The organism is Paraglaciecola sp. 2405UD69-4 (assembly GCF_047525415.1).
In the GTDB taxonomy this organism is placed as follows: Bacteria; Pseudomonadota; Gammaproteobacteria; order Enterobacterales; family Alteromonadaceae; genus Paraglaciecola.
This window is the reverse complement of the sequence record NZ_JBLIXM010000001.1, coordinates 726,943-744,983: the sequence shown is the minus strand read 5'-3', so window position 1 is coordinate 744,983 and position 18,041 is coordinate 726,943. Positions and strand designations below refer to the sequence as shown.

Sequence of the window (18,041 nt, the reverse complement as noted above, 5' to 3'; positions counted from 1 at the left end):
TAATAGCTATTAGCAGCTTTTTACTAGGTAGATGTTATGGACTCCAAACACCACAATGAACTGTGATAACTAGGAGTATATGAGGTTATTAATAATATCTCCCTCCTCATGTAAAAAATAAATGATTTTATATATGGTCACAACGATAGACTTATAACTATACAAATGACCTAGCCAAAATTGGTAGTGTAAAACCTTCATTAAAAGACAGAATACACAAATAGGTTCACACTATGCGAAAATTCAATAAGCTTTTTAAATCAGTGTCATTCGCTGCTGTTGTAATTAATGGCGCGGGGAACACACTGTTAGCACAAGAAGTAGTGGCGACAGACAAGACTGCAAATACCAGTGATTCTGACTCCTTAGAAGTCATATCAATTACTGCCAAACGAGACATTGCAGGATTTCTAGAGAATCAACCTAGTAGTTTACTATTTGGTTTTGAAAAATCACTTTTAGAAACGGGGCGCTCAGCAACGTTTGTTAGTGATGACACCTTAAAAGCCTTTGGTGTGACAACGGTTGATGATCTTACAGCGGTAGCACCGGGTACATTTACAGCTTCTTATTACGGTGTAGAAGGGGCATTAAATGTTAGGGGGACTTTAGCTGAAACCTACTTTCATGGGTTCAAGCGAATTGAAAACCAAGGGACTTACCAAACCCCAATCGGCTCTACCTCCAGAGTAGATATCTTAAGGGGGCCACCTACTGCTAATTTCGGGCCAGGGAAAATAGGAGGACTATTAAACCTAGAACCTAAAACCGCTCGCCTTAGTCAATCTGGTGGCTTTTTACCTGAGGTAATAGGTGAAGCTCAGGTGACAGTTGGCTCCTATGATAAGAAAAACGCTAGCTTCCAATTTGGTGTACCTGTAAAAATAGGTAAAGCCGAAGGAGGAATTTACACCTATATTGAACTTGAAGACTCAGGTAGCTTTTACAACGGAATCACTCCCGAACATCAAATGGTGCAATTATCAGCCGATTTTGAACTATCAGATGACTGGAAATTCGCAGCAGGACTAATGTCATATAACTCAGATGGTTATGTGCAAACTCCAGGTTGGAATAGGGTCACTCAAGACCTTATTGATAATGGCACATACCAAACAGGTAGAGACACTGACTTAGTTGATACGGATGGCAATGGTCAAATGGAATGGGCTGAACTTTCAGCGCAAGATCCTACTTATTTTGCAAAGTTAACCCATTATCCAGACTTTTATCTATATGCAGATGGGGATGTTGCTGCGTTAGATACTAACTTAGGTACCACCAAGTTATCACGTCAGGATGTGTACACCAGCGACAGTGATTTTTCTGATACATCCACCTTTACAGGGTTTGTAGATTTAATTAAAAGCTACGATGACGAAAGCCAGTTAAAGCTACAAATGTTTGTTGATTATTTAGACAACCAGCGTTTTGTAAGCTACGGGTTTCCTGCAGATTATTTAGCAAAAACCTATGAAGCTCGAGTATCTTATATTAGTTCCTTTGGCAGTAGCAGTGATGATATTCAAGGTGTTTACAATATAGGCTTGAGCAGTCGCTATTATGATGCCCGTAAAAAAGAATCCTATAACGGAGGACAAATTGCCATTAGTCGTAGAGATCTATCGGTTGGCGCTATGCCAAATGACATAATAGGCTCTCCGTTTAATTCAGATTTTTTCTGGGACTTAGACACACAATCTACTTGGACCGACAATGCAATTTTTGCAATGCTTGATGTTACCGCTATGGACATTTGGGATTTGTCATTAAGCGCAAGATATGACTACTACGATTTAGATGCCACTGAAAATGGTGACCCAACTTATTCCTACGCTGGCGTCACCGAAGCAAAAGATAGTGATGGTAAATTTACGTATAGCGCCACGCTTCTATTAAACCTAGAATCAGGGATTAGACCTTACGTTAGTTACGCTGAATCAGCCGCAATTGAATTTGGTCAAGCTGGTGAAGTATCGCCTGACCTAATTACCAATGGTGAATGGTTGTCAGATGGAAAACTATTTGAAGCTGGAGTGAAACTAGAATTGTTCGAAGGAATAGTGACAGGTTCAATTTCTGGTTATGAGCAAGAAAGAACAGAGTTAAGCACAGTAGCTGGTAGTACAGTTAACCGCACTAAAAGCCAAGGTGCAGAGCTTGAACTTAGAATATTAGCTAGTGAAAACCTAAGCTTCAGTATTACCTCTAACAAACAAAAAACAGAGTTTGTGGATGGGTATGATGGTTACTATGTTATCAACCCCAGAGATATCGGCCTTGATGATATATCTAACTATGGGGTATCTGTTGCTGCCTTTAATTTTTCTGACAGTTTGTATGCATTGACTGGCAGTGAATTTTACCTAGGAGCACTTGAAGATACTCGTATTCCCGATTCAGTTACCAGCGTTTATGCTACCTATGCAGATGAAATAGGCTTGTTTGACAGTATTGGTACTACATGGGGAGTGCGTCATGTATCAGAAACTTCTGGATTTACAGAGTTTGCAACTAAGTACCCTAGTTATTTACTCACACAGGCAGCGTTTTTTGTGAATTATAAGGACTGGTCTTTTAGTTTGAACATAGACAACCTACTTGATGAGACATACTTCACACCATTGCAGGATATTTATGGTGATGTAGCAGTATTGCCTGGTAAAGGTCGTGAGTGGCGTATGTCCGTCAACTACTACTTTTAGTTCGCAGTGAGAAAAATGTAAATGATAACAATAAAAAATTGGAGACCTTATGGGTAAGTTAACCGCAGATATACAAGCGCGTTTTGTGTTGTGCGCTTTTAGTCTTGGTTTCTTTGTAATAACCGCAGCGACCTTTACCTCATTAGGCGTAGTGTTACCTGCTATGGTAACAGAGATGAACTGGGACTGGACCACAGCGGGCCTTGGCTTCACCTTCTTGGGGATCGCCTGCGGTTTAAGCAGCTACTTACCTACAGTAACCATTAAAAATTGGGGTTTACCTGTTACCTTAATTACCGGCTTAATAATTTTAACCGCTGGTTTCATGATCCTGTATACAACGGCAACCCCCGTTTCTTATTTTTGGGGTTGTATATTAATCGGAACAGGATATACCTTTGTAGGTTCAGTACCAGGCACCTATGTTATTACCCACTTTTTTAAAAAGCACTCTACGGCATTTGGTTTTTATTACACAGTAGGAGGCTTAGGTGGCGTTGTGGGCCCTATTATTGTATGGCTAGCGACAGATATATTAGGGAACTGGCGCTACCACTGGTTAGTTATGCTAGGGGCTATTATCGTTTCGGTTTTATTTATGCTCGCCTCACTACTTTTGACTGACGCCAAACGATTGCAGACACCACCAGAACACAAAGGGGCTAATTCCAAAAAACAAAGAGTGTATGAAACAGAACAAGCATGGACCTTTAAACGAGCAGTCAGAACACCTCAATACTTACTATTACTCGCCGCCTACTCTACTGTGTTATTCGTAGGGATCACAGTCAATAGCTTTTCTGTTGCCCACTTAACTGAAGTGGGTGTGTCATTTGCTTTAGCTAGCACGCTATTGTCTGCCGAGGCATTTTGTAATGCCATCTCGCGAATAGTCGGAGGCTTTATTGGCGAGTATTTTGAACCCAAAGTCATGTTGCAAATAGCCTTAATGTTATTAGCTGGCGGCATGTTTGCCCTTAGTTTTGGCCAAACATTATTAAGCTTAGGTTTTTACTCATTCGCTATTGGATTTGGCTTTGGTTTAACGTTTTTATCTTGTACTGTTTTATTGATTCGTTATTTCGGTACAGCCCCTTATTTACAACTGTTTTCATTCATGAATGTTGGCGCAACAGTTGCCGCTGCAGCACCTTTATTAAGTGGCTACCTAAAAGATGCCACTGGCACCTTCGTTCCACCATTTCTGCTAATAGGTACCCTGCCGATTCTTATATTTATTGGTATTACTTTTATGCGTCCACCTAGACTGGACTTGCCTAGTAAAACCAAACCTCCCACCCCTTCAAGCAATAATATGCTTACTGTTAAAGATTGTGATTAAATTTCTTAAGCACAGGAACAATTCAAATGACTACCTATAACAAAGAATTCGGCGTATTTTTACCTATTGCAAATGGCGGCTGGATTGTATCTGAAAACACCCCACCATTAGATGCCACCTACCAGCAAAATAAAACTGCAGCCAAGATTGCAGACGATTACAAAATGGACTTCATAATGTCCATGGCTAAATGGCGTGGTTATGGGGGTAAAACCGAACACTGGGGCACCTCATTAGAGTCAATAACTATGATGGCTGGCCTAGCTGAAGCCACCAGTCACGCTAAAGTGATTGCAACAGTCCACACGCTAATGATGAATCCTGCAGCTGTCGCTAAGATGTTTGCAACTTTAGATCAAATATCTAACGGCCGAGCAGGTTTAAATATTGTGTCAGGCTCTTTCAGAGATGAGCTAAACCAAATGGGAGTGTGGCGCGATGAAATAGACCATGATGAGCGCTACGTTTACGCTCAAGAGTGGACTGAACTAGTACACAAGTTATGGCAAGAAGACCACGTTAATTACGACGGAAAATACTTTAAATTTGAAGACTGCGTGTCGCAGCCTAAGCCTGCCAAAAAACCATTTACAGTATGCGCAGGCCAATCAGAGCGTGGCTTAAGATTTTCTGTAAAAAATACAGATGCGTGTTTTGTTGGGGGTAAAAACGATGAAGAAACCCTTAAAATAACACGCATGGCCAGAAGTATTGCCGATGAGTTAAACACGACAGTTAAGTGCTATTGCATGGCGATTCTAATCATCGAAGATACCGAAGAGCAAGCCCAAGCCAAAGCCCAACACTACAGAGATGGTAAGGACTCTGGGGCAGTAGAAGGTATGATGCGCTCCTACGGAATTGATCCTGCGTTAAAAGACAATGCTATGGTTATTCGCTCTCAAGGTGCTTTTATGAGCCGTGAGCTAGTCGGCACGGTTGAATCAGTAAAACAGCAGTTAATTGAGGTCATTGATGGCACCGAAATGGATGGTGTAATGATTATTTTTGATGACTATGAAAAAGGGCTACATAAATTTGGGCAACATATTCTACCTGAGTTAAGGGCTCATTATGGCTGACATGGCCGTAATTCAATTAACCCAGCTACAGACCCCATGGATTGCTCCTGAACGCACTGCCTTGTGTATTATCGATGTACAACTAGACTTTGCGAGTCCAATTGGTTTGCTGGGCCAATTTGGCTTAAACATGGAAGCTGTGCAGCCCGCCATTGAACATTGCCAAGCATTAGTTAATGCCGCTCACAAGGCTGGCGTACCGGTTTATTTTATCGGCTTAAAAACAGCACAAAACACAGACTCCGCAGCTTGGAAACAATGGATGAGTCGCCAAGGCAGAGATCCAGAAGTCGAAAGCGCAATTTGCCGTGAAGACACTAACGGCTGTGACTTTTATAAAGTTCGGCCTTCAGCATTGGATTCGGTTATTTACAAAACCCGCTACAGCGCATTTCATGAAACTGAATTCGACCAGCAATTGCAACTTAAGAATATAGACACACTGGTGTTTTGTGGCGTGACTACCGAATGCTGCGTGGAGTCGAGTGTAAGAGATGCCTTTCATCGTGACTATCACGCCATAGTCGCCACCGATGCATGTGCCGCTTACGAGCCCCATATTCACGAAGCAAGCTTATCAGCAATGGCAATAAACTTTGCGTTATTGAGTAATACAAAACAAATTTGTTCTATATGGGAGAAAACGCTTTGACCAGTCCCTATATTCTTCAGATACCCACACTAACTATAAAATTTCAATTGAAGATGTTGAGAAAGCCTTAGTATTAAGATAGCTCATGTTTCTATCCTTTCGTTAATAACATGAGTAATGATGGATTAATTCCAATTTCATTCTTTCATTCATATGCCCAATGTTTTGATTTTAAAAGTAAATAGGAGCAAGTCAGCAAAGGTTAAAATAGGATTCTGCAATGAATAATAGGATTAGATAGGCCATTTTCTATTGTAATTAATAGAGAAAAAACTGATTTGTCATGAAAACTTCATAGACAAGCAACAAAACGGTAAAAAATATATTCTAGCTTATGAACTTGTATGATATACATACCATAAGCTGCTGTTTTGTGGACTAAAATCACATTAGCTTACGAAGTATTGTTGTAATTCCTGCGCTATAAAAATGATAAAGAGGTTCCAAATGGATAAGTCTGAATTATTGTCAACATTAGATACAGAAAACCCTACTCCTAAAACTAAAAGCAGCAAACGTAGATGGCGAGAGATAGAAGCCATACGTGACAGGCATCAACTCAAAAAAGAGCTTCGAGAGCTGGGAATGTCTCCCGAAGATGAATTAGAATTTATTTAAATCCAGCGAAAAGCCCTAAGTTGTTAGGGCTTTTTTGTTTCCCTATTCCTGCCTCATATACATACTAGTTAAATAGAAAAAACTATTAGCCACTTGCAAAGGTAAATAGCTTTACTGTCACTACTCTGTAGAATGCCCGGTAAATTATCACTAAGAGATCTCCTACAATGACAGATACCAGTCCAATCTCCGCCGACTTTATGGCCCAAGTAAAAAGCACGCAAACACTTTGGGCATTGCAAGATGCAGCCAGTGAAGGCTGGGTTATTCTTGATTCAATCAATTTTGAAAATACTGATGTTATGCCACTTTGGTCAAGTAATAAGCTCGCCCAAGCCCATTGTATTGATGAATGGCAAGATTACACGCCTAAAGCCATAACCGTTGCAGACTGGTTAGAATTTTGGGTTGAAGACTTAGCTGAAGATAACGTTATGATTGGTATTGAATGGCTAGATGGCGGTGAATATTTAGAGTTAGAGTTGGCCGACTTCAGTCAACTATTGGCTAAAATTGAAACCTTTTAACCTTCTATTCAAGTACTTTTCATTAATCGCATAAGAGTGGGCCAATTCGTTTTAATCTGGCCCCAATTATTGCCATCAAAAAATACCTACTACTTTAGACAATTGCACTCATTCTGACACAACTTGATTACGACCTTGTTCTTTAGCTTTATAAAGCCTTTCATCAGCCACTTTATAAAGGTCAGAGAGCGTCTGACCATTTTCAGGCCAGCGAGCAACACCTATACTCACTGTCATAGCAGCAGAATAGCCTTCGGCATTTAGATTGTTCTCCACTGCATGCCTTAAACGTTCAGCAACACTGCTAGCTTGAGAGATATTCACCTCAGGGACGAGTAAGCAAAACTCTTCTCCGCCAAATCTAAATGCCCAATCATTTCTGCGGCGCATACTGCTTATAATTCGAGAGACATCAACTAGCACAGCATCGCCAACACCGTGACCAAACACATCATTTACCTTTTTAAAATGATCCAAATCTATCAATATCATTGACACTGACTTTTGTTTCTCGGGTAAACTTTGTTGCAACATTTCGAAAATGGAGCTTAATAATAATCTATTATTCAAGCCTGTAAGTGGGTCTAACGATGCCATTTCTTGTAAGCGCTTCACCATTTCTGCACGCTTCTGTTCGTAGGTATAAGATAAAGCCCATATGGCAATTAATGCTAGTGCGATATTTACAATTGCTATTGTAGGGATCTCGCTAAAGTGCATGATGTGACGATAAGACAAAAGGCCGCAGCCTAAACCAACATAGATAATTGAGTAAATTGTACCTAACAGGGTGCCCAGCAATAAATAAGACAATACAGGTACAATAAAAAGCCAACTGTATAGGGCTGAACTAAAAGAAGCAGTGTAAATACCAATTAAAATAACAGTATAAAGTGCAAACAAAAACACTGATGACCACAGGGTGAGGTTTGGTGTTTTTTTGTGAATAACTAAAATAAACACAGATAAGACAACCACCAATAGCTCTACCATGGCGAAAATCTTATGACCGACCACCCAGTTGTTAATCGTGAAAGTTATACCTGCCAGTATAATAACAAGAAGCACAACTTTCAGAACAGTACGACGATACTCTAGTTCGTTTCCCCATAAGTTAGGAGCAGTCATGGTAAAATATATTCCTTAGTGTATCGTCTTCACACATACAATCCTGCAAGCTTGTATGGGGTCTTTAATAATATTATATAGTTAAAACCTTGTTCTTAATTGCTTAATTACAATTAAGACACTAAATATTTTAACCACCATGCTCTAAATCAACTTTATAAGCCATACATACCTCCCCCAAAATTAATCGGGTAGGGTCTCTAAACCACTGTAACATTCAATAACGTAATGATTAGGCATAAAACACTCAGCTGACGACTCTTTCATTTCATGTGCAAACCTTACTGGGTATTCGCTGGTTAAGAGCTCTCCGTCTGTCAACTCTGGGTAGATTTCATCGTAGCGCTTAATTTCGGTTTGGCTCACTCTACGGTGAATATGGGTACGATTAATTTGGCTGGGATCTCTAAGCCCTGCTGAAGCAATTAAGTCCATACAAGCCTTTACTGTCTCTTTTTGATACCTAGCAATACGACTAGCTTTGTCTCCAACCACTAAGCCTGCTTCTAGGGTTGGGTCTTGTGTTGCAATGCCTGTTGGACATTCATTGCTATTACAAACCAAAGACTGAACACAACCTAACGCCACCATCATGCCCCTAGCACTGTTGCAGACATCTGCACCTAAGGCTAAGTTTCGCACTAAGTGAAAGCCAGTAAAGACTTTGCCACTGGCGATAATTTTTATATCTTTCTTAAGATTAAAACCTACCAAAACATCGCGAATAAACACTAAAGCTTCAATTAAAGGCATACCCACAGAGTTACTATATTCCAAAGGTGCAGCACCTGTGCCACCCTCTCCGCCATCAACGGTAATGAAGTCTGGCTTGATATTAGTTTCAACCATAGCTTTACAAATGGCGACAAACTCACTTTTTCGGCCAACAGCTAGCTTGAAACCAACAGGTTTACCGCCAGACAAGTCGCGTAGCTTCTGAATAAAAAGCATCATACCTAAAGGGGTTTTGAAGGCCTTATGAGCAGGAGGTGAGTCAACTCTAGTACCGGGCTTAACGGTTCTGATTTGAGCAATTTCGATGGTGTTTTTATCCGCGGGTAATATTCCCCCATGGCCGGGTTTAGCGCCTTGAGACAGCTTAATCTCAATCATTTTTACATTATCTTTGGTAGCAGTTTTAGCGAACAGCTCTTCGCTAAATTTGCCCTTTTCATCACGACAACCAAAGTAACCTGTTCCAATTTGCCAAACTAAGTCTCCACCGTGTTGCAAGTGATAAGGACTAACACTTCCTTCCCCGGTATTATGATAAAAGCCACCTAGCTTAGCCCCCTTATTAAGGGCCTGAATAGCATTACCACTTAATGACCCAAAACTCATAGCTGAAACATTAAAGATACTGGCTTGATAAGGCTTTTTACAATCAGGTCCACCAATTTTTACCCTTGGATATAAAGCATGGGGATCGAGGTGGATTGCTGCCATAGAGTGACCTATCCATTCATACCCTACCTGACGAGTATCGAGTTTTGTTCCGTAAGGTACGGTATCTTTTTGCCCTTTAGCACGCTGATAAATCACCGAGCGGAACATGCGATTAATTGGAACACCATCTGTCTCTGACTCAAAAAAGTATTGGCGTACAAATGGCCTTAAAAACTCCATAACCCAGCGACCACGCCCCACTACAGGAAACGTTCGCCATAAAGCATGTTTAGTTTGGTACATGTCGTATATACCCGTTGCGGTCACAGGCAATAAAATTAAACATAACCACAATAAACCTGGCCATATAAAACTCAATAAAATGACTGTAAGCCAAGTAGCAATCGCACCTTTTACAAACCACTTCCGCATAAATTTGATCCTATCTTTCAGCTAGAAATTAACCATTAACACATATTAACCAAACACCGCCCAAATGACTGACGTACAGTGTTTTCAATAAGTTAACACTCGGGTGACATGACAGTTAAAGTTGCCAATTAATAACAGTTTTATTCTGCTGTTGTAATATTTTATTTGTTTGTGAAAAGTGCTGGCAGCCAAAAAAGCCACGGTAGGCTGATAAAGGCGAAGGATGAGGGGCTTGCAAAATATGATGTTTTTGCTTATCGATTACGTCACCTTTTTTTTGAGCATGGCTACCCCATAACAAAAAAACCAACCCTGTGTGTTTCAGGCTCAACTGCTTAATGACATACTCGGTAAAGCGCTCCCAACCTATTTTACTATGGGAATGAGCTTTACCTTCCTGTACCGTTAATACGGTATTGAGTAGCAACACCCCTTGCTGAGCCCAGCTATCTAAGCAGCCATGCTGTGGAATGGAAAAACCTTCGATATCAGTAGCGAGCTCTTTATAAATATTTCCCAAAGAAGGCGGGATTTTTACACCAGGCAACACAGAAAAGCTTAACCCATGGGCCTGTTTGGGTCCGTGATAAGGGTCTTGCCCTAAAATCACCACTTTAACCTTGTCAAACTCAGTCAAAGAAAACCCATTGAATACGTCCTCTGCTAATGGGTAGATTGTCTTGCCAGCAGCCCGCTCATCTTCAACATATTGCATAATATCTTGAAAATAAGGCTGCTGCTGTTCTTGAGCTAAAACATCCGCCCATTTTTGCATAGACTTAACTTATCCAAGCAGCGCTAACAAATGAGCTTTCAGGGCTTCATAGTCTGCAGGTAATTCAGCTGATAAGCCTTCTTTTCCTGCGCAATCAACCAAAGGTTGCGGCAAGCTGATAGGTTGCCCTAATACGTTTTCAACTGTTTCACGGAATTTTGCAGGATGCGCTGTACCTAAGAAAATACCAGTCTGCCCTTCTTCAAGCTTTCTAACCAAGGCTTTATAAGCAATAGCTGCGTGGGGTTCACTCACATAACCAAGTTGCGCTAACTGGCGCATAGCCACTTGGGTGTAATCTTCATCTACTGTATCACCAGAAATAACAGACTTATCAAGGTAACCTTGCTCGATAATCGCTTCGATACGGGGCCAGTTGTTAGGTTGGCTTACGTCCATAGCATTGGACATAGTAGCGACTGTATCTTTAGGATCCCACTCACCTGTTTTTAAGTAACGGGGCACAGTGTCATTTAAATTGGTCGCGGCAACAAAATGCTTAACAGGTAATCCCATTACTTTTGCAATTAAACCAGCTGTTAAATTACCAAAGTTACCACTAGGAACTGAAATCACTAAGTCTTGACGTTCTTCTTCAGAAAGCTGAGAAACCGCTTCAAAATAATAACAAACCTGAGCAGCTAAGCGGCTGATATTAATAGAATTTGCAGAGTTTAGATGTAAACCATCACGTACTTCAGGATCATCAAAAGCAGACTTTACAAGTTGCTGACAAGCATCAAAGTCATCTTCAATCGCCACAGTATGGATGTTGTCACCTAGGGTAGTGAACAGTTTCTCTTGCAGTTGGCTAATTTTGCCTTTCGGATACAAGATAACCACATTGATATTATCTATACCGTGAAACGCATGAGCTACAGCAGCACCAGTGTCACCAGAGGTAGCAGTCAAAATCGTAATAGGGTCACCGTTAGAAATAGCGGTTAGGCACTGGGCCATAAAGCGACCACCAAAATCTTTAAAAGCAAGGGTTGGCCCATGGAACAGCTCTAAACTGTATACATTGTCTGTTACTTTTGCCAAGGGTGCTTCAAATGCAAAAGCCTTAGTCACTATGCTTGCAACGGTTTCACGAGGTAACTCATCACCAATCAAGGTACTTAAAATTTCAATGCTACGTTCAACAAATGGCATTGCCAAAATCGCATCGATGTTTTCAAATTTTGGTAACTCTTTAGGAAAGTATAAACCTTGGTTTTTTCCTAGCCCTTTTTTAACTGCTTCTGCAAATGATGCTTGGTCTGCTGCATCTTTAAGATTTACAAGTTCCACTTTTCATACCTTTGTTTTCCAATTTCAAAACACTTAAGTTATGTACAGTGTTCATTCATTGCTACCGCACCTAAAATGCGCGGCTTGGTTTTCAACAATGACGCGAAGTTGCGCCGTTTTGGTCTAACTGACATATATGACTAAAGCCGGTGTCATTTTGAATATAATTGTCTGTTAACCATTGATTAATTTTTTCTGCGTTTTCTAAATTATCACAAACAGCAAATACCGTTGGTCCTGAGCCTGAAATACCAAAGGCTAGTGCCCCTTGTTGTTCTGCAAATGCACGGGACTCATCAAATTTAGGTAATAGAGACTTTCGATAAGGTTCGGCGATAACATCTTGCATCATGGCTGCGGCCAATGCTTCGTCTTCACGGTAAAGTGCATCAGTAAATACCGCCAACTGACGCCCAAACTTAATGGTATCAGCCATAGGCACTTGCTTAGGAAGAATATCACGCGCCGCAGCAGTGGATACGCTAATACCAGAATAACAAGATACCCAGTACCAATGTTTGAAACAGGGTAACTGCAAAGCCACTTGCTCTTTATGTTCAGCCATAAGGACTAAACCGCCTAAAAAGCATGGCGCTACGTTATCATAATGAATACTGCCACTGATTTGCCCTTCTAGCTCACCCATTACCAATAACAACTGGTTATCGGTAAAAGGGGCACTACCAAAATACTCAGTAAAAAACTGATTCAGTCCATGTAACGCTGCCACAATAGAGCTAGCGCTCGATCCTAAACCACTACCAATTGGCAAATGTTTGTGTAGTGTCAATTTTAAACCAGGAATTGAACTGGCGCTATGGCCTTGCTCTTGTAATACTTTTATAAAATGTTGGTAACAGCGGGTGACTATGTTGCTGTCTGGATCAGGAGGTAATTTATCAGCAAAACGTCCTTTAACTTCTAAACTAAACGTCTCTGCCACTTCAACTTCTACTTCATCACCTAATAGGCTGCCATCAATAGGTTTCAGGGCAGCGCCCAGTAAGTCAAAGCCAAGGCTGACATTACCAATTGAGGCAGGTGCGTATGCAACTAGCTTTGATTTATTCATATTCGAGCCTGACATTATACTGTTTGTTTCCAAGGCATAGTACGCATCACATCTGCAAATACGCCAGCGGCTGTCACTGCTGCACCTGCACCATATCCACGGATAACATAAGGAATAGGTTGATAGTAGCGACTATGGATTGCCAGTGCGTTCTCACCTTCTTTAACCATATAAAGTGGATGGGACTCATCCACCGCTTCAATACTCACCACACATTTTCCATGATCAATAGAGCCTACGTATCTAAGCACCTTACCTTCACTTTTAGCAGCTTCTACTCTTTTGGCAAAAGCAGCATCTATCTGTGGTAGGTTCGCCATAAACTCATCAATACTGCCACTTGCATCAAAGGATGCAGGTAATACTGGTTCAATGGTTATGTCTGCTAACTCTAGTTTCAGCCCAGCTTCACGGGCCATGATAAGTAATTTTCTGGCGACATCCATTCCACTTAAATCATCACGGGGGTCAGGCTCAGTAAAGCCATTCTTTTTAGCAATTTCTGTAGCCTGTGATAGGGTCAAACCTTCATCTAGCTTACCGAATACAAAAGATAGAGACCCTGACAGAATACCTTCGAATCGAACCAACTCATCACCTGCGTAGAACAAATGCTGCAAGTTATCAATAACAGGTAAGCCTGCACCAACTGTGGTTTCATATAAGAACTGACGATTTGTTTCTTGAACTGTATCTCGTAACAACTCATAAAACTCATAGCTAGCCGTATTAGCCTTCTTATTAGGTGTTACTACGTGAAAACCACTTTGCATCATCTCTGGATATTGTTCTGCAATCACAGTACTACTCGTACAGTCAATAATAACTGGGTTGATTAAGCTGTTGGCATGAACAAAGCCCGTTAATGCTTCGATTGAAAACTGTTCATCACTTTCGCTTAAAGCATCAGCCCAAGCTGAATTTAAATCGATACCACCTGCTTGTAACAAACATTTTTTACTGTTGGCGATACCGTAAACATTTAAACTGATATTACGCTCTAGCAATGAAGCTTGTTGGCGAGCCACTTGCTGCAAAAACTCTTTTCCTACGCTGCCACAGCCCACCAAAAATGCATCTATAGCATGTAAATCAGAGAAGAAGTTTTGATGTACAACTCGCACCGCCTTCTTAGCTTTCGCAGCTTCTATAACCGTAGAAATAGAACGCTCAGAAGAGCCTTGAGCAATAGCCACATTGTTTACACGTGCTTGAGATAGAGAGTTGAAAAACTTAGCCGCTAGCCCTTTAGAGTGGCGCATACCATCGCCCACCAAAGTAACAATAGCTAAATCGTGACGTACTTCGATTGGATCTAACAATTGGTTGCTAAGCTCTAAAGCAAAAGAGTCTTCTAACAAATCTAAAGCTCTATCCGCATCTTTGCTATGAATACAAAAGCTAATGCTATATTCAGAAGAAGATTGTGTAATCAAACTTATAGACACATTGGCATTCGACATAACCTCGAATACACGGCTAGCCATGCCTACCATGCCTTTCATTCCGGGCCCTGCCACATTGAACATAGTCATGTCGTCTAAATGGGAGATACCTTTTACGCTAGTCCACTTAGTACTGGCTTGATTACTAATCAAGGTACCTGGCGCTGCAGGATTTAAAGTATTACGGATCAAGCAAGGGATATGATGCTGTGCGATTGGACCAATAGTTTTAGGATGTAAAACTTTGGCGCCAAAGTAAGATAGCTCCATGGCTTCTTGATAGGTTAATTTATCAAGTAAAACTGCACCATCAACTTGGTTAGGATCGGCATTATAAACACCATCTACGTCTGTCCAGATTTCACAACATTCTGCATCGATACATGCCGCTAAAATAGCCGCAGAGTAATCAGAGCCATTGCGCCCTAATGTGACTTTTTCGCCCGCTTCATTTACTGCAACAAAACCTGGCATAATTAATACATTATCACCTGAAGTATCAACATCACTGAATCTTGCCTTACTTGCAGATACGTCAGCTATGCTATCTAGGTAATCACCTTCGGCAATAATATAATCAACAGGGTCAATTATTTGGTTACTTTGACCAATGGCATTTAAGATTTCACTAAAGATATTAACGCTAACGTACTCACCCACACTTAGTACTTTAGCAACCACTTGGTCTGGCGCACAGCCTAATAAGGCAAAGCCTTCTAGGTGTTGATTTAATTCATTTAATGTCTGTTGTACAAAATCAGCTAACTTAGTTGAGGTAAAATTTGGAACATTGTCTTGCAGATCATCAAGAATACCGAAAAGCACCATATTTAACTTTGCAAACAATTCGCCATAATCTTTACCCGCAGCGGCTTCGTCACACAATAAAGACAAGGCATTAGTAACGCCTTTTGGAGCAGACAAAACAACTGCTGCGCCAGTTTCGGTGTGACAAGACATACTAATGTCTTTCACTCTCAAGTAGCGTTCTGCGTCAGCAAGAGACGATCCACCAAACTTCAACACCTTCATTTTGTACTCCTTAATCTTTACTTAGCCATGTTTATATTTTTATTCGCTTTTCACAAAGCCAAATAACAAAAAAGCCCGCTTGGGCTGCGGGCTTTTAATGTGTAATGCGTATGCACTAGCCAGCGACCACCTCATAGAGGGTGATAATAATCATGCTGGTCGTAGTTGTTGTATTCATTTTCATGTGGGCAATTTGCCGTATAGACGTCTATATGTCAACCAACATATGTGGTTGTTTTGTTATTTGTTATATCTACTTTTACCAGAGCCCCTTAAATAGCCGTTTAGTTATTGCCATAACGCCAATAAAAACTATTATGTTGCCACTACATAAATGGCAAGAGAGCAATGTCTTTAAGCAAGCAATTAAATATAAATACGCCGTCCCCTGAGCAAGCTCTTACAGCGTCGTGGTTAGATAAAAAAGCATTAACCTTAACCATAAAAAGGGATGATCTTGTTCACCCTGTGATATCTGGAAATAAATGGCGCAAGCTAGTTTACCCATTAGCTGAAGCACAGCAAAAACAGGTAAAGCATATTATCAGTTTTGGCGGCGGATTCTCTAACCACCTGCATGCTTTAGGTTATTGCTGTTATAAATTAGGTATCAAGTTTACGGCCATAGTAAGAGGCGACTACTCCTCGAACCTCAGCCCCATGCTAAACGACTTGCTGGCATGGCAAACTCATGTGCAATATGTCAATCGTATTACCTATAAAAAGCGAAATGATCCAAGCTACTTAGAAGAACTCACAAAAGCATACCCTGATTCACTTATTATTCCTGAGGGCGGATCCCAGCAGCAGGCCTTAAAAGGCGTTGCAAATATCGTGACTGAATTACAGCATCAATACGATTACATTATTGCCCCAGTGGCAAGCGGTGGCACTTTAGCAGGTCTTATAAATTGTGCTGCTAACTTTTCACCGGCAACGCAAGTAATAGGCATTGGTGTTCTGAAGGGACAAGGCTACTTAGAAGAATTAGTCGCCTCTTTTTTGCCAAATGGACAAACTTATAGCAATTGGAAAATTATTCATGATTATCATTTTGGTGGCTATGGTAAGTCTACACCTGAGCTTAACCAGTTTTGCTCAGACTTTTTAGCACACTTTCATATCCCCATAGAGCCCGTTTACAGTGGTAAGTTATGCTATGGAATTAAAGACTTAGCGAACCGTGATTACTTTCCCAAAAACAGTAAGATACTCGCCCTGCATACAGGTGGTTTACAAGGCGCAAGATAATAGATTGCAAAATAAAACCTTTCTTTACAATGAATAATTAGTTCAAATAGCGCTCCAAATCGCAACAAGAGAAACACCAAGGTAATGAATTGGCAGCAGTGGTTAACCGGATTTGCCGGCGCCTCCCCTTTAGAATGGATAGCAACCATAGCGGGCTTTCTATGCGTATATTTACTTATAAAACGTAGTATATGGAGCTTTGCTTTCGGCTTGCTACAGGTCAGTATTTACACTTGGATTTTCTATGACGTTAAGCTGTACTCAGATATGGCACTGCATATTTTCTACGTTGGTTTTCAATTCTATGGATGGTGGATTTGGCGCCAGTCTAGCGATACAGATAACCGCATCATAGTTGCAAAGGGCTCCTTCAAAGAATACGCATTTTGGTTACTTTTAATCTCAATTAGCACTGTGATAGTAGGCACATTAATGCAGCGATATACAGATGCTAGCTTTCCCTACCCCGACGCCTTTACTACTTGTGCAAGCCTAGCCGCACAATGGTTGTTGTCCCATAAGAGATTATTAAACTGGAGCATATGGATTGTGGTAGATATAGTAGCCATTGCAATCTACTGGCAAAAAGGGTTATATCCAACCTCAGTACTGTACTGCTGTTTGTTAATCATGGCCTGTATCGGTCAGTGGCAGTGGTTTCAAAGTTTACAAAAGCAGCATTATAAAGGCTTAGCAAGTGATTAAAAGAATAGTGTTTTTAGGTGGTCCCTCAACAGGTAAAACAACCTTATGCGAAGCCTTAGCAAAAGAGCTCGGCACTATCACAGTGCCAGAATATGGCCGCGAATACTGGATTACCCACCAAGTCGATAGGCGTTTAACTCCAGAGCAGCTTTTACATATTGCTAAAATGCAAAACCAATGGGAAGACCAAGCAGCAGAAAAGGCCAACCATTACTTATTGTGTGATACTAGTGCCTTTACCACTTGGCATTTCGCATTACATTACCACCAGCAAGCTTTACCTGAATTAGAACAAATGGCACTAGATTGCTGGAAACGCTATGCATTGGTGGTGCTATGTGGCGACGAAATCCCCTACGACGATACCTGGGAGCGTTCAGGAGATGCTAATCGTCAAGAGTTTCAAGCTTTCAACCGTAGCTATATGCAACAACATAAGATCCCATACATAGAAGTAAAAGGCTCAATACAAGAGCGAGTCGAGTTAGTATCCAAAGAACTAACACTAGAATATTCCCAATAAGCCATGTAGCTCATGGCCTAAATTAGCCACTTTAATCAGCAATAATCAGTAACAGATAAATCTATTTTACATC

The 18,041-nt window shown here is 40.9% G+C and carries 15 protein-coding genes; 9 read left to right on the top strand and 6 right to left on the bottom strand.

The annotated features are described in order from the left end of the window. The first annotated feature begins 233 nt into the window (after positions 1 to 233). From ACMUMK_RS03335 to ACMUMK_RS03310, 6 genes are all read left to right on the top strand, one after another. Positions 234 to 2,705, top strand: coding sequence for a TonB-dependent siderophore receptor (locus ACMUMK_RS03335; protein WP_414699702.1), 2,472 nt, complete (start codon positions 234 to 236; stop codon positions 2,703 to 2,705). A gap of 49 nt (positions 2,706 to 2,754) precedes the next feature. Continuing rightward, positions 2,755 to 4,047 (top strand): CynX/NimT family MFS transporter, encoded by a 1,293-nt coding sequence (locus tag ACMUMK_RS03330; RefSeq protein ID WP_414699701.1) that lies wholly within the window; start codon positions 2,755 to 2,757, stop codon positions 4,045 to 4,047. 26 nt (positions 4,048 to 4,073) lie between these two features. After that, entirely contained in the window at positions 4,074 to 5,129 is a 1,056-nt protein-coding gene (locus ACMUMK_RS03325; RefSeq protein ID WP_414699700.1) for an LLM class flavin-dependent oxidoreductase, read from the top strand. Then, positions 5,122 to 5,781: a cysteine hydrolase family protein gene (locus ACMUMK_RS03320; protein ID WP_414699699.1), complete on the top strand. Its 660-nt coding sequence runs from the start codon at positions 5,122 to 5,124 to the stop codon at positions 5,779 to 5,781. Before ACMUMK_RS03325 ends, ACMUMK_RS03320 begins: the two co-directional genes overlap by 8 nt. A gap of 447 nt (positions 5,782 to 6,228) precedes the next feature. Then, positions 6,229 to 6,399, top strand: coding sequence for a DUF3545 family protein (locus ACMUMK_RS03315; RefSeq protein ID WP_414699698.1), 171 nt, complete (start codon positions 6,229 to 6,231; stop codon positions 6,397 to 6,399). Positions 6,400 to 6,566: 167 nt separating this feature from the next. Further along, positions 6,567 to 6,926, top strand: coding sequence for a DUF2750 domain-containing protein (locus tag ACMUMK_RS03310; RefSeq protein ID WP_414699697.1), 360 nt, complete (start codon positions 6,567 to 6,569; stop codon positions 6,924 to 6,926). Positions 6,927 to 7,034: 108 nt separating this feature from the next. Here the strand turns inward: ACMUMK_RS03310 and ACMUMK_RS03305 are convergent, their stop codons facing one another. The 6 genes from ACMUMK_RS03305 to thrA all read right to left on the bottom strand — a co-directional run bounded on the left by ACMUMK_RS03305 (position 7,035) and on the right by thrA (position 15,489). After that, positions 7,035 to 8,054, bottom strand: coding sequence for a GGDEF domain-containing protein (locus ACMUMK_RS03305; RefSeq protein ID WP_414699696.1), 1,020 nt, complete (start codon positions 8,052 to 8,054; stop codon positions 7,035 to 7,037). Between the two features lie 183 nt (positions 8,055 to 8,237). Continuing rightward, a complete protein-coding gene (locus ACMUMK_RS03300; RefSeq protein WP_414699695.1) occupies positions 8,238 to 9,872 on the bottom strand; it encodes an FMN-binding glutamate synthase family protein in 1,635 nt (544 codons plus the stop codon). A gap of 115 nt (positions 9,873 to 9,987) precedes the next feature. Next, the gene (gene ung, locus ACMUMK_RS03295) at positions 9,988 to 10,647 is read right to left on the bottom strand and encodes a uracil-DNA glycosylase (RefSeq protein WP_414699694.1); all 660 of its coding nucleotides are present in this window, start codon (positions 10,645 to 10,647) and stop codon (positions 9,988 to 9,990) included. 9 nt (positions 10,648 to 10,656) lie between these two features. Further along, positions 10,657 to 11,940, bottom strand: a complete 1,284-nt coding sequence (gene thrC, locus ACMUMK_RS03290) for a threonine synthase (RefSeq protein ID WP_414699693.1) — start codon at positions 11,938 to 11,940, stop codon at positions 10,657 to 10,659. Between the two features lie 91 nt (positions 11,941 to 12,031). Further along, a complete protein-coding gene (gene thrB, locus ACMUMK_RS03285) occupies positions 12,032 to 13,027 on the bottom strand; it encodes a homoserine kinase (protein WP_414699692.1) in 996 nt (331 codons plus the stop codon). Continuing rightward, positions 13,027 to 15,489 carry a bifunctional aspartate kinase/homoserine dehydrogenase I gene (gene thrA / locus ACMUMK_RS03280; RefSeq protein ID WP_414699691.1) on the bottom strand — a complete coding sequence of 821 codons (2,463 nt, stop codon included), beginning with the start codon at positions 15,487 to 15,489 and terminating at the stop codon, positions 13,027 to 13,029. The genes thrB and thrA overlap by 1 nt, the downstream gene beginning before the upstream one ends. Positions 15,490 to 15,837: 348 nt before the next feature. Between thrA and ACMUMK_RS03275 the strand changes: the two genes are divergently transcribed. From ACMUMK_RS03275 to ACMUMK_RS03265, 3 genes are all read left to right on the top strand, one after another. Continuing rightward, entirely contained in the window at positions 15,838 to 16,740 is a 903-nt protein-coding gene (locus ACMUMK_RS03275; RefSeq protein WP_414699690.1) for a 1-aminocyclopropane-1-carboxylate deaminase/D-cysteine desulfhydrase, read from the top strand. A gap of 84 nt (positions 16,741 to 16,824) precedes the next feature. Next, the gene (gene pnuC, locus ACMUMK_RS03270) at positions 16,825 to 17,445 is read left to right on the top strand and encodes a nicotinamide riboside transporter PnuC (RefSeq protein WP_414699689.1); all 621 of its coding nucleotides are present in this window, start codon (positions 16,825 to 16,827) and stop codon (positions 17,443 to 17,445) included. Next, on the top strand, positions 17,438 to 17,968 hold the full coding sequence (locus ACMUMK_RS03265) for an AAA family ATPase (protein ID WP_414699688.1): 531 nt from the start codon (positions 17,438 to 17,440) through the stop codon (positions 17,966 to 17,968). Before pnuC ends, ACMUMK_RS03265 begins: the two co-directional genes overlap by 8 nt. Positions 17,969 to 18,041 lie beyond the last annotated feature (73 nt).

What these genes read in the sequence shown, in the direction of transcription:
- ung (WP_414699694.1), bottom strand. Translation starts at nt 10,647, where the DNA reads ATGCAAAAATGGGCGGATGTTTTAGCTCAAGAACAGCAGCAGCCTTAT.
- ACMUMK_RS03330 (WP_414699701.1), top strand. Translation starts at nt 2,755, where the DNA reads ATGGGTAAGTTAACCGCAGATATACAAGCGCGTTTTGTGTTGTGCGCT.
- ACMUMK_RS03320 (WP_414699699.1), top strand. Translation starts at nt 5,122, where the DNA reads ATGGCTGACATGGCCGTAATTCAATTAACCCAGCTACAGACCCCATGG.
- thrB (WP_414699692.1), bottom strand. Translation starts at nt 13,027, where the DNA reads ATGTCAGGCTCGAATATGAATAAATCAAAGCTAGTTGCATACGCACCT.
- ACMUMK_RS03335 (WP_414699702.1), top strand. Translation starts at nt 234, where the DNA reads ATGCGAAAATTCAATAAGCTTTTTAAATCAGTGTCATTCGCTGCTGTT.
- ACMUMK_RS03275 (WP_414699690.1), top strand. Translation starts at nt 15,838, where the DNA reads ATGTCTTTAAGCAAGCAATTAAATATAAATACGCCGTCCCCTGAGCAA.
- ACMUMK_RS03310 (WP_414699697.1), top strand. Translation starts at nt 6,567, where the DNA reads ATGACAGATACCAGTCCAATCTCCGCCGACTTTATGGCCCAAGTAAAA.
- ACMUMK_RS03325 (WP_414699700.1), top strand. Translation starts at nt 4,074, where the DNA reads ATGACTACCTATAACAAAGAATTCGGCGTATTTTTACCTATTGCAAAT.
- ACMUMK_RS03300 (WP_414699695.1), bottom strand. Translation starts at nt 9,872, where the DNA reads ATGCGGAAGTGGTTTGTAAAAGGTGCGATTGCTACTTGGCTTACAGTC.
- ACMUMK_RS03315 (WP_414699698.1), top strand. Translation starts at nt 6,229, where the DNA reads ATGGATAAGTCTGAATTATTGTCAACATTAGATACAGAAAACCCTACT.
- pnuC (WP_414699689.1), top strand. Translation starts at nt 16,825, where the DNA reads ATGAATTGGCAGCAGTGGTTAACCGGATTTGCCGGCGCCTCCCCTTTA.
- thrA (WP_414699691.1), bottom strand. Translation starts at nt 15,489, where the DNA reads ATGAAGGTGTTGAAGTTTGGTGGATCGTCTCTTGCTGACGCAGAACGC.
- ACMUMK_RS03305 (WP_414699696.1), bottom strand. Translation starts at nt 8,054, where the DNA reads ATGACTGCTCCTAACTTATGGGGAAACGAACTAGAGTATCGTCGTACT.